The organism is Chromobacterium alticapitis, assembly GCF_002924365.1.
Taxonomy (GTDB): domain Bacteria; phylum Pseudomonadota; class Gammaproteobacteria; order Burkholderiales; family Chromobacteriaceae; genus Chromobacterium; species Chromobacterium alticapitis.
In genome coordinates, this window is sequence record NZ_PQWB01000152.1 from 1 (window position 1) to 10,315 (window position 10,315).

Below are 10,315 nucleotides of genomic sequence, written 5' to 3' on the forward strand. Positions count from 1 at the left end.
CGCTCCATCGGATAGCGGCCGGCGGTGGCCAGCAGCTTGTCCAGCATGGTGTCGGCGAAGCTCAGCAGATGGCGGTAGCTGTGCCGGGCGCCAGGTTCGCGGCCCAGCGCGCCGCTATGCGCCTGCAGCCGCCTCAGGTATTGCAGCGAGGCGGCGCGCGCCGGCGCGCAGGCCAGCCAGTAGCCGGCCACCACCGGCGCGAGGCAGAGCCGGAACAGGCGGCGGCCCAGCAGGCGGTGCACCCAGTACAGCAGCGAGATGCCGGCGACGAAAGTGTTTTCGCCTATGCCGGCCCAGTGGCGAACCCGGCTCACCGCAGCGCCTTGCGAGCCAGCAACAGCGGCAGGCGCGGCAGCATGCCGAAGAACAGCTTGGCGTGCATGCGGCTGATGCGCAGATTGTCGCGCCACAGTTGGAAGTGCGACACGCCGTCCAGCGGATAGCTGACGCGGGTGGGCTGGTTGACGATGCGCATGCCGCGCCAGCTCAGCCGGACCAGCACCTCGACGTCGAAGTCCATGCGCAGACCCAGCTTGGCTTGGTCGAACAGCGGCACCGTCGTCGCCAGGGGATAGACGCGGAAGCCGCACATGGCGTCGGCGATGTCCAGCGACAGCGTGTTGATCCATACCCAGACATGGGTGGCGTAGCGGCCGTAGCGGCGGCTTTTGGGCGCGTCCTCGTCGTACAGCGGGCAGCCGCAGATCAGCGCCGCCGGCTGGCGGCTAGCCAGCTCCAGAAAGCGCGGGATGTCGGCGCTGTCGTGCTGGCCATCGGCGTCTATCTGCAGCGCGTGGCTGAAACCCAGTTTCAGCGCGGCGCGCAGGCCGGCTATCATGGCGCCGCCCTTGCCGCTGTTGACCGCCAGCCGCACCAGGTGGACTTGCTCGTCGGCGGCGGCCAGCGCGTCCAGCACGCCGGCGCAGTAGGCATCGCTGCCGTCGTCCACCAGCACGCAAGGCAGGTTTTGCGCGCGCAATGCGGCGACCACGCTGCCTACGGCGTCGCCATGGTTATAAACGGGCACTACTGCGCAGATCAGCATGGTGCGGCCTCCGCGAAGCGCAGCTTGCCGCTGGCGTGGGCATGTTCGCCGGATGCGTAGGCAAAGCCCACATTGTGTTTAGCCGCATCGTGCCGCAGCTCCAGTCGTACGATGGCGCCAGGCGGGATGATGCGCTGGAATTTCAAATTGTCTATGCCGCAGAAATCCGGCGGCAGCTCGAACAGCTCCCGCGCGTAGCGAATAGCCCAGTCCAGCTGGGTAACGCCCGGCAGCAGCGGGAAGCTGGGGAAGTGGCCCTTGAAGTCCGGCAAGGATTCAGCGGCTTCCACCGCGAGGACGGCATGCCCGTCGCCGCGCTCCAGCAGCAAGGCCTGCGGGCGGGTCGGCTCGAACCATGACAGCAGCGCGGCCTCTGTCGTCTTGCCCTGAGCGTTGACCGGCAGACGGAAGCCATAGCGCCAATGGCGCGGCAGCGCTTCAGCGATCACGCAGTCTTTCAGTTGCTCGACCAAGGCAGAGGCGAAGGCGCGGCGGCCCAGTCGGGAGAGTTCGGCCCAGCCGGCGGCGTTGGGCGCGGCGGCCACGCCCAGGCTGGCGCGCGGGCCGGGCAAAACCACGGCGCGCAGCGCGTCGAACCATCCGCTGGCCAGCAAGGCGCGCTCCACCGCGTCCAGCGACACGCGCTTCTCTTCCAGTTTGACGATGCGGTCGGCGCGGCCTAGCAAGGCGAAACCGTTGTCCAGCGGCTGAACGCGGTCGCAGGTTTCATGCCAACCGTTATCGGGCAGATGCGGCGAGCGCAGGCGCAGCGACTCGCCCTCGATATCGACTTCTATGCCGGGCAGGGCTTGCCATGCGACAGAGGCGCCCGGTTCGCGCCGGCGCCAGGCGATGCCGCCGGTCTCGGTGCTGCCGAACACTTCGCAAGGCGCCTGCCCCAGCGTGGCCAGGCTGTTGGCCAGCGCGGCATCGTCCAGCGGTCCGCCGGACGAGAACACTGCCAGCGGACGCGCCGCGCGCCAGTCCAGATGCGCCGGCAGCCGCTTCAAGTGGGCCGGGCTGGCCGCGAGCAGGCAGGGCGCCTCGCTCAGCGCCGCGAGCAGGCTTTCCGGAAAGGCCTGGCGTCGGGTGGCGAAAGGCCGGCCGGCGGCCAAGGGCCACAAGATGCGGAACAGCAGGCCGTAAATGTGCTGATGGGACACGGTGGCCTCCACCCGGCAGACGCGCGGCAGCGCGTCGTCCCATTGCCGCGACAGCGTGGCGGTTTCCGCAGACAGCTGCCGCAAGGTCTTGGCGATGAGCTGGGGTTCGCCGGTGGAGCCGGAGGTGAACAGCAGCAGGCCGCAGCAGTCGGCCAGGTCTTGGAAGATGGGATCTGCGGATGCGGCTGGATTCAGCGCATCCAAGGACAGCATGCCCATGGCCGCCAGGCGCTCGCGGGTGGCCGGCAGATCGTCGGCCGGCAGACAGACAGCCTTTCCGGCGTGCCAGGCGCCCAGCAGCGCGGCGGCGAATTCGAAGCTGTCTTCCAGGTGGATGGAGACCGTGGGCGCCGAAGCGGCCAGCAAGGCGTCGCGCCAGCGCGCGGCCAGATCGCGCAGCTCGGCGAAGCCGTGACTGCGAGCGCCGGCGTAGGCGACGGGATGGTCGGCGGCGCGGCCGGCGTTCAGCAGGCGCTGCAGAGGAATGAAATCAGCCATGAATCGAATTGCGTTTTTTGAAGCGGCGTCGAACCAGCCATTCGCCGCCGAACAGCGCGCCCATCAGCAGATAGGAAACGCAGCCGTTGTAAGCGGTCCAGACAGCGTTGCCGGCCCATAGCGCGGTGGCCAGGGACAGGCTGCCGTTGACGATGAAAAAGCCGCACCAGACCTGGGTGACGGCGCGCGTGTAGCGGACGCCGGCGGCGTCCAGCGCCGGCTCCGTCAGCCGGGCCAGCCGCTCGATCACGGGCGGGCCGAAGCGCAGGCTGCCGCCGAACACGGCGAGCAGCGCGGCATTGACCAGCAGGGGATAGAGCTTGAGTGGCAGCAGGCCGTTGCCCAGCATGCTGAAGGCTGCCAGCAGCAGCGTGGCGCCGGCGGCCCAGTACCAAACCGCCTGGCGGGTGCTCAGCGCGCGCAGCAGCGCGATGGCGATCAGCGCGGCGGCCAGCAGGCGCGGCTCCAGCCGTCCCTGAGCAAAATAGATCAGGAAGGGGTAGCACAGCGTCAGCAGGCTGGCCAGGACGGCGGCGGGCATGCTCAGTCTTGTTCCTGCATCAGGCCGTGCAGGGCGTCCACTACGTCTTGCAATGTGCGCACGGACTTGAATACGTCCGGCTGCAAGCGCTTGCCGACCAGCGGGCGGAATTGCACGATCAGATCGACAGCGTCGATGCTGTCGATGTCCAGGTCTTCGCGCAGGCGCGCGTCTGGGCGGATGGCCTCGGCTTCGATCTCGAAGGTTTCCTGCAGCACCTTGCTCAGGCGGGCGAACAGTTCGTCTTTGGTCATGGAAATCTCCGGGGATGGGTAAGGGTTACAGCTTGCGCGCGCCGGCGACGAAGCTCGCCAGCGCGGCGATGCTGGCGAAGTGGCGGCGGGTTTCCTCGGCGTCCGGCGACAGAGTGACGCCGTAGCGCTTCTGCAGGGCCAGGCCCAGCTCCAGCGCGTCGATGGAGTCCAGACCCAGTCCGTCGCCGAACAGCGGGGCGTCGTTGGCGATGTCGTCCGCGGTGATGTCTTCAAGGTTCAGCGCGTCGATCAGCAGGGTTTTGATCTCAAGTTCCAGGGTTTGCATGCGGATTGGCTTGTCTCAGGAAAAAATCGTGCAAATGGTGGGTCAGGCTGCGGGCGGCTATCGCCTCGCCGCTGTCCCGGATAAAGGGCTCGACCGTCAGGTCGTCCCGGACTTCTATGGTGAAGCGCATGGGCTGGGCGGGGATGCGCCACCAGGGCACGCCCTTGGCCAGTGAGCGCGGCTCGCAACGGATGGTGACCGGCGTGATGTCGCGTTGGCCGCGCACGGCGATGTTGGCCGCGCCGCGCTGCAGCTTCATCGAGCCGCCAAGCGGCGTGCGGGTGCCTTCGGGGAAGATCACCAGATTGTTGCCGGCACGCAGCGAGGCGATGCAATCCTGGATCAGGCCCTCGCTGGAATCGTTGCAGATATAGCCGGAGGCGCGCACCGGGCCGCGCGTGAATGGATTGCGGGCCAGCGACGATTTCACTACGCAGTCGGCGTTGGGCAACAGCGAAATCAGGAATACCACGTCAATCAGCGTGGGGTGGTTGGCCAGGATCAGCAGGCCGGGCCTATCCAGTTTTTTCGCGCCTATGATGCGGTAGCTGAGCAAGCCCAGCGCCCGCATCAGGCCCACGAAACCAGCGAAGCTCAGCTGCACGGCGCGGCGAGCGACGCGGATGCGCGTTTCCGGGGCCCGAATCAGCAAGATGAGCAGCGGGAATACGGTTAGCGAAAATAAAACGCCGCCGAGCCCGAACACGGCAAAGGCGATGGCGGTGGCGAAGAGGCGCCAGCAGTAATTGCAGCGATCAGCCATGACGTTGCCAGAACCAGGTGGCGCGGCCGCATCGGTGGTAATGGGAAGTCGCATCGCCGCTCAGGAAGCGCCATGGATCGCCGTCGTCCGCCAGGCCCGCCGCCGCGGCGCTCAAGCTGAGGCGCGGGCCATCTTGCGCGGCGCGGATCACGCAGCCCCAGGCATGCAGCGGTTCGGCACCGTCTTGGTAATCGGCGTAAGGGGCGGGCAGCGGGGCGTCGCACACGATGAGGCGCACGGCTGGCGCGCCGTCGGCGAGCAGGCCCAGCGCTTCGCAGAAAGCGGCCTCCACGGTTTCTTCCGCGGCGGCGATGGCCGTGTACTGGCCGGTATGAGCCGTAAGAATGCCATGCAGCGCGGCGATCGCATTATGGACCGACAGGCTGAACTGGGTGGGAGACAAAGGCTCGCCCGCGGCAAGCTGCTGCAGAAGCTCGATCGACCGTTCGATATCGCCGTAGCGCGACGCGAAGATCAAGGGCGTGTCGCCGCACTCCGCCGGCAGCGCGAAAGCGGCATGCAGCGCGGCCTTGCACAGCGGGCTCATGCGTCGGCGCTGCATGGCCGGCACTTGCGGCAAGGGTGGGGAGACTGCCTGGTTGTCGACTGCGTCGGGGCTGGGCCAGCGGATCAGGTGGTCGATGGAAAAATGCAGACTGTGATGCATTGGAGCTTCTGGATATTGTTATTTAATAATTAGGGTTGTTGCAAAGTTAACCGCATGCATGCAGATGGTCGGTAATTTTACATTTAGAAATAAAAAAAATGAACAAGGAACAAACTAATTATTGAGGTGTCTGGCGCAAAGGGCTCATTGCAAGCCTAAGTATTGTCGTGTTTTGCGCAGAAATGGCGGGAAATGACAATGAGTTGTGATGTGAGTTTAAATGATTACTCGTTCAATTGGATGGGTATTCGTTTGAGATGGGCGCGCGCCCTCGCGTGGAGGGCGCGCATGGCCGCGGGGGGATCAATTATCGCGCTGCCAATATTCCCTGGCGTTGACGATGGCGTCGGTGCGCGCCGCGTCTATCGCGGCGGGAATGGATGACTTGTCGTCGCAGGCGGCGGCGACAGCGCCTGCGTCCACTTGCGCGGCCGCCGCCAGCAGCGACTCCAGATAGGCTTTTTGCGGATAAGGCGCTTCCTCGAAATGCAGTCTGCCGCGCGCGTCGGCGAGGCAGGCGTCCAACATCAGCCGGAACCGGTCCGGCCGCCGCAAGGCGTCGCACTCCTTGAACAGCTTAAGCACGGTGGCCGGCCGCAATTCGAAAGCCTGGTGAACCTTGGTGTGATGTACCAGGGTGATGTGGGCGAGGTCGCGGCAATCGCTAGGCACCCGCAGCCGCCGGCACAGTTCGGACAACGGCTCTATGCCGCGTATTTCATGGCCGATGTGGCGCGGCAGAATGTCCCTGGGCGTGCGGGCCTTGCCCAGATCATGGCCCAGCGCGGCGAAGCGGACGGTAAGCGGCTGCCCTTGCGAGGCTGCGTAATCCAGCACGCGCAGCGTGTGGTCGCCGCAGTCTATTTCCGGGTGGTAATCCGCGCGCTGCGGCACGCCGAACAGCGCGTCCACTTCGGGCAGAATCCGCGCCAGCGCGCCGCATTCGCGCAGGACCAGCAGCATGCGGGACGGCTTGCTTTCCATCAAACCTTTGGCAAGCTCTTGCCAAACCCGCTCCGCCACCAGCGCGTCGGCTTCTCCCTCATCCACCATGCGGCGCATCAACGTCATGGTTTCCGGCGCCACGGCGAAATCGAAGCGGGCGGCGAAGCGAGCCAGTCGCAGGATGCGCACAGGATCTTCGACGAAGGCCTCGCCGACATGGCGCAGCATGCCGGCCTTGAGATCGGCCTGGCCATCATAGGGGTCGATCAGGCTGCCGTCCGAGGCTTCGGCTATGGCGTTGACGGTCAGATCGCGTCGGGCCAGGTCCTCCTCCAGCGTCACCTCGGGCGAGGTGTGGAAAGTGAAGCCGTGATAGCCCTTGCCCACCTTGCGCTCGGTGCGCGCCAGCGCATATTCCTCATGGGTGTCCGGATGCAGAAAAACCGGAAAATCCTTGCCGACCGGGCGGTAGCCCTCGGCCAGCATCTGCTCCGGCGTGGCGCCCACCACTACCCAGTCCCGATCCTTGACCGGCAGATTCAACAAGCGGTCGCGTACCGCGCCGCCGACGATATAGATTTCCATGGCTAACGCGTTGCCTTTTCTCGGTACCGGGATGCGGTTTGATTGCGGTCATGGCCGGCCAGCCACGGCGGAGCCAGCGCAGACAGCGCGCCGGGCTCGAAGCCAAGCAGCTCGGACGGGAAAGGCTGATCGCTGACATTGTCCCTGCGCAGCGAACGCACATTGTCGCGGCTCATCAGCGTGGGGCCGGGCAACCATTCCATTAGAGCGGCCTGCAGCATGGCCAGGCCATCCGGCAGACCGAATACAGGCCGCGGATGGCCGCTAAGGCGGCCGGCCAATCGGGCTAGCTCGGCCAGCGAGAGAATTTCCGGTCCTGCCAGGTCCAGCTTGCGACCTATGGTAGAGCCGCGAGTCAGGCAGGCGCTTGCCGCTTTGGCCACATCTTCCACCCATATCGGCGCCATTTTGCAGCCGGCTCCGGCCAGTGGCAGCGCGGGCAGCCGGCGCTGCAAACCAGCGAACAAATTCAGGAAGGCGTCATCGCTGCCGAATACCACGGACGGTCGCAGAATGGTCCAGTCCAGGCCGCTGTTTTCCACCGCCAGCTCGCCCAATGCCTTGGTTTGCTGGTAATCGCTGGGCGCATCCTGCGCGGCGCCCAGCGCGCTGATGTGGATCAGTCTGCGCACGCCTTGCCCCCGGCAGGCAGTGACGACCTTCTCCGGCAACTGCGAGTGGATTTTTTCGAACGCGGCCCGGCTGCCATGCAGTATGCCCGCCATGCTGATCACGGCATCGTGGCCGGCGATCAACGCGTCCAGTTGCTCTGGATCATGGACATTCGCGGCGGACAGCTCCACCGATGGCAGCACCATGAAGCCGGGCAGAGCGGTCTTGCGGCTGGCCACGGTGAGACGGTAGCCTGCGCCGCCCAAACGGGCGGCGAGATGGCGGCCGATGAAGCCGCTGCCGCCTATCAGGCAGATTCTTGGCATGTGCGCTTTCGCTTCATGATTTTGGCCTCAACGCGCGGGGATGATGCCCATGCGGTTTTTCAATGAAATATTGGCATGGCCGAAAGTGCTGGAGTAATAAGCGGCGTTGGCCATGACCTTCTGCACGTAATCGCGCGTTTCGCTGAACGGGATGGTTTCGGCGTAGATGGTGCCGTCCAGCGGCCTGTCCGCCTGCCAGTTGCGGGCGCGGCCGGGACCGGCGTTGTAGGCGGCCGTGGCCATCACCGCGTTGCTGGACAGATTGTCCAGCACATAGCGCAGATACCAGGTGCCAAGCTGGACATTGGTGTCGATGTCGTTGACGGCGAAATGGGTCAGGCCGATTTTCTTGGCCGCCCATTTGGCGGTGGCCGGCATCAGCTGCATCAGGCCGGAGGCGCCCACGCCCGAGCGCGCCATGGTGATGAAGCGGCTCTCCTGGCGGATCAGGCCGTAGACCCAGGCGTCGTCTATATCGAGCTGGCGCGCGTATTTCTGCGTGATTTCGCGATACGGCGTCAGGTAGCGCAGAGAGAAGTCATGCTCTTCCTTGGTGCGCTCGGCGCTGTAAATCGCCATGTCGTAGAAATTTTCCTTGCGGGCGATTTCGGCGGCGGCCAGCAGTTCCATATCGTTGCGGCCGCGCATCGCCCAGCGCCATTCGCGCTGCGCGTCGGTGCGGAACTCCGGCTTGGTGTAGATTTCGGCGATGGACAGCAGCGCCAGCGAGCGACGGATGGCCGGATCGGCTTTCATCTTGGCTACGTCGCTGTCGCTGGGCGTGGTTTTGTTGGTGGAGGCGGACAGGCTGTTGCCCAACTCCTCAAGCGACAGCAAGGCGTAATAGCTGTGTCCCACGCTGGCTTGGCTGAACAAGGGCGTCGCCTCTCCAGGCTTGCCCAGTTGTTTCAAGGTGCGGGCCTGCCAATAGCGCCAGGCTGGCTTGCCGGACACGGCGGGCGGCATGCGGCGGATGATGCCGTCCAGCTGCTGCCATTGTTCCAGCCGCAAGGCCGAGCGCGCCCACCATTCCCACTGGTCCGCCGTCAGCTGTTTGGGGTCGGCTTTGTCGAACCATTGCTGCGCCTGCCCGGCCAACTGCTTGCGCGCGGACAGCAGGGCCAGTTGGCCCCAGCCGAATCCGGCGCGATCCGGCGACAAATCCTTTTCTATGCGCAGCAGGTAGGCGGCCGCGCCGTCCAGGTCCGTCTTCGCCTTGCGCGACACTTCATATAGCCAGGCCTCCTGGCCGCCTGGCGAGTCCGGGCTGGCGGAGGCCGGCTTGTTCAGCGCGGCGTTGTCCAGCGGCAGCTGGGTGTCGGCGGCCAATTGCCGGGCCTGGGTCAGGAAATTGCCGGCCAGCAGCAGGCGCACCCGGCGCCACAGCCAGTCCTGATCCAGCATGCCGCGGGCGTAGGCGCCTTCGATCAGGCGGGTGCAGCCATCGGGCGCCGGCTTGCCGTCGAGGAAGCGGTCCAGATTCTCCGGTTTCTGCTCTCCGCGCATTTGCAGCAGTTGGCCGTAACAAGCGGTTTCCTCGTCGCGCCCCTCCGGCTGCAGCTTTTTCCACTCCTGGGCGAAAGCGGTCCAGTCCTCGCGCATGCCCAGTTTTTTCAGCCATTCGTTGCGGATGCGCTCCGTCATCAAGCCGTCCGGCGTCCTCGCCAGGAAGCGCTGCACCTGGGCGTCGTCGTTTTTATCCAGCGCCTTCCAGGTCGTCCAATATTCCGGGTAGTCCTTCAGCGGGTAGCTGTCGGGCAGGCTGTCCCCCAGCCTGGCCAGCTTGGCCAGGTCATTGCCGCGGAACGCGTCGCGAGCGGCGATCAGCGTGTCGTCCGGCGCGGCGATGGCGGGAAGGGAGGTGGCCGCCGCGATCGCCAGGGAGGCCAGGCGCAGGGTGGTGGTCGGGATTTTCATATGGAGTCGGCGTCTGTATGTTCAAAACCCTGGTTCAGATCGGGATTCTGAGTGTTGTATGAATTCGGCGGCGCAATCTGCGCCGTTTTTGCATCGGGACGCGCGTCGCTCGCTGCTGTCCTTCGCCGCACTGGCGGCATTTTCAAGAAGGGCAATGGGCTGCGTGAGTTCGGCATCCCGATTTGAATCAGTTGTCTGCTGCAATTATCGCGTCGATGGGCACGCTTGCCCGACACCCAGTAATTTAAAGCATTTCCCGCGCCGCAGCCAGATTGCCAGGGGCGCGGCGCCGGTATTTGTGCCTGAGGGAAGGGTTTGCCAAGGCATGGTTCGGCATGGGCGAGCGGCTGCCGCTGCGCAATTTTCGAGCGATATAAATCTACGTCAGAGGCTTGAATACTGCTCGGTCGATTGGATTATCGCTCGGGTGGCGTTTGTTCATGTTTTTATTGTAATGGTTTGTGCGGATCTGCCTGAAATGAGAATTTGGCTTGGCGTGTCATGGGAAAACGCCATGTTTTGAGTCGGACATGCGCAAACAAGCCCACTCCGTACGGGATGGGCTTTCCTGTGGTGGCAGGCGGCGTCTCAGCTTAAAGCTTCGCCCCCCACCCCCCGCCCAGCGCCTTGTACACGCCGATGGTGGTGTTGAGCCGGTCCAGCTTGGCGCTCACCAGGTTCAGCTCGGACTGGAAGCTGTTGCGCTGCGCGTC

Annotated in this window: 11 protein-coding genes and 1 pseudogene; 1 reads left to right on the forward strand and 11 read right to left on the reverse strand. The window is 65.1% G+C overall.

Going from position 1 to position 10,315, the window contains the following annotated elements; genetic code table 11:
• From C2I19_RS19855 to C2I19_RS19905, 11 genes and pseudogenes are all read right to left on the reverse strand, one after another.
• Positions 1-314, reverse strand: a pseudogene (locus C2I19_RS19855) (LpxL/LpxP family acyltransferase); the annotation flags it as partial.
• Entirely contained in the window at positions 311-1,045 is a 735-nt protein-coding gene (locus tag C2I19_RS19860) for a glycosyltransferase family 2 protein (protein ID WP_103904334.1), read from the reverse strand. The gene C2I19_RS19860 and the pseudogene C2I19_RS19855, both read right to left, overlap by 4 nt.
• The gene (locus C2I19_RS19865; protein ID WP_103904335.1) at positions 1,039-2,706 is read right to left on the reverse strand and encodes an ApeI family dehydratase; all 1,668 of its coding nucleotides are present in this window, start codon (positions 2,704-2,706) and stop codon (positions 1,039-1,041) included. The genes C2I19_RS19860 and C2I19_RS19865 overlap by 7 nt, the downstream gene beginning before the upstream one ends.
• Positions 2,699-3,247: a COG4648 family protein gene (locus tag C2I19_RS19870; protein WP_103904336.1), complete on the reverse strand. Its 549-nt coding sequence runs from the start codon at positions 3,245-3,247 to the stop codon at positions 2,699-2,701. Before C2I19_RS19870 ends, C2I19_RS19865 begins: the two co-directional genes overlap by 8 nt.
• 2 nt (positions 3,248-3,249) lie before the next feature.
• Positions 3,250-3,501, reverse strand: coding sequence for an acyl carrier protein (locus C2I19_RS19875; protein WP_103904337.1), 252 nt, complete (start codon positions 3,499-3,501; stop codon positions 3,250-3,252).
• A gap of 25 nt (positions 3,502-3,526) precedes the next feature.
• Positions 3,527-3,787: a phosphopantetheine-binding protein gene (locus C2I19_RS19880; protein WP_103904338.1), complete on the reverse strand. Its 261-nt coding sequence runs from the start codon at positions 3,785-3,787 to the stop codon at positions 3,527-3,529.
• Positions 3,768-4,550: a lysophospholipid acyltransferase family protein gene (locus tag C2I19_RS19885; RefSeq protein WP_103904339.1), complete on the reverse strand. Its 783-nt coding sequence runs from the start codon at positions 4,548-4,550 to the stop codon at positions 3,768-3,770. The genes C2I19_RS19880 and C2I19_RS19885 overlap by 20 nt, the downstream gene beginning before the upstream one ends.
• Positions 4,543-5,217: a beta-ketoacyl synthase chain length factor gene (locus tag C2I19_RS19890; RefSeq protein ID WP_103904340.1), complete on the reverse strand. Its 675-nt coding sequence runs from the start codon at positions 5,215-5,217 to the stop codon at positions 4,543-4,545. The genes C2I19_RS19885 and C2I19_RS19890 overlap by 8 nt, the downstream gene beginning before the upstream one ends.
• A gap of 303 nt (positions 5,218-5,520) precedes the next feature.
• Positions 5,521-6,747, reverse strand: a complete 1,227-nt coding sequence (locus tag C2I19_RS19895; RefSeq protein ID WP_103904341.1) for a multifunctional CCA addition/repair protein — start codon at positions 6,745-6,747, stop codon at positions 5,521-5,523.
• A gap of 2 nt (positions 6,748-6,749) precedes the next feature.
• Entirely contained in the window at positions 6,750-7,685 is a 936-nt protein-coding gene (locus C2I19_RS19900) for a complex I NDUFA9 subunit family protein (protein WP_103904342.1), read from the reverse strand.
• A gap of 27 nt (positions 7,686-7,712) precedes the next feature.
• Entirely contained in the window at positions 7,713-9,602 is a 1,890-nt protein-coding gene (locus C2I19_RS19905) for a lytic transglycosylase domain-containing protein (RefSeq protein ID WP_103904343.1), read from the reverse strand.
• Positions 9,603-9,660: 58 nt separating this feature from the next.
• Here C2I19_RS19905 and C2I19_RS21870 point away from each other — a divergent pair, with 58 nt between their 5' ends.
• A complete protein-coding gene (locus C2I19_RS21870; RefSeq protein ID WP_146056891.1) occupies positions 9,661-10,125 on the forward strand; it encodes a hypothetical protein in 465 nt (154 codons plus the stop codon).
• The last annotated feature ends 190 nt before the right edge of the window (positions 10,126-10,315 follow it).

Coding starts and splice junctions, on each gene's coding strand:
- C2I19_RS19865 (WP_103904335.1), bottom strand. CDS start 2,706: ATGGCTGATTTCATTCCTCTGCAGCGCCTGCTGAACGCCGGCCGCGCC.
- C2I19_RS19900 (WP_103904342.1), bottom strand. CDS start 7,685: ATGCCAAGAATCTGCCTGATAGGCGGCAGCGGCTTCATCGGCCGCCAT.
- C2I19_RS19885 (WP_103904339.1), bottom strand. CDS start 4,550: ATGGCTGATCGCTGCAATTACTGCTGGCGCCTCTTCGCCACCGCCATC.
- C2I19_RS19870 (WP_103904336.1), bottom strand. CDS start 3,247: ATGCCCGCCGCCGTCCTGGCCAGCCTGCTGACGCTGTGCTACCCCTTC.
- C2I19_RS19890 (WP_103904340.1), bottom strand. CDS start 5,217: ATGCATCACAGTCTGCATTTTTCCATCGACCACCTGATCCGCTGGCCC.
- C2I19_RS19905 (WP_103904343.1), bottom strand. CDS start 9,602: ATGAAAATCCCGACCACCACCCTGCGCCTGGCCTCCCTGGCGATCGCG.
- C2I19_RS19860 (WP_103904334.1), bottom strand. CDS start 1,045: ATGCTGATCTGCGCAGTAGTGCCCGTTTATAACCATGGCGACGCCGTA.
- C2I19_RS19880 (WP_103904338.1), bottom strand. CDS start 3,787: ATGCAAACCCTGGAACTTGAGATCAAAACCCTGCTGATCGACGCGCTG.
- C2I19_RS19895 (WP_103904341.1), bottom strand. CDS start 6,747: ATGGAAATCTATATCGTCGGCGGCGCGGTACGCGACCGCTTGTTGAAT.
- C2I19_RS21870 (WP_146056891.1), top strand. CDS start 9,661: ATGAATTCGGCGGCGCAATCTGCGCCGTTTTTGCATCGGGACGCGCGT.
- C2I19_RS19875 (WP_103904337.1), bottom strand. CDS start 3,501: ATGACCAAAGACGAACTGTTCGCCCGCCTGAGCAAGGTGCTGCAGGAA.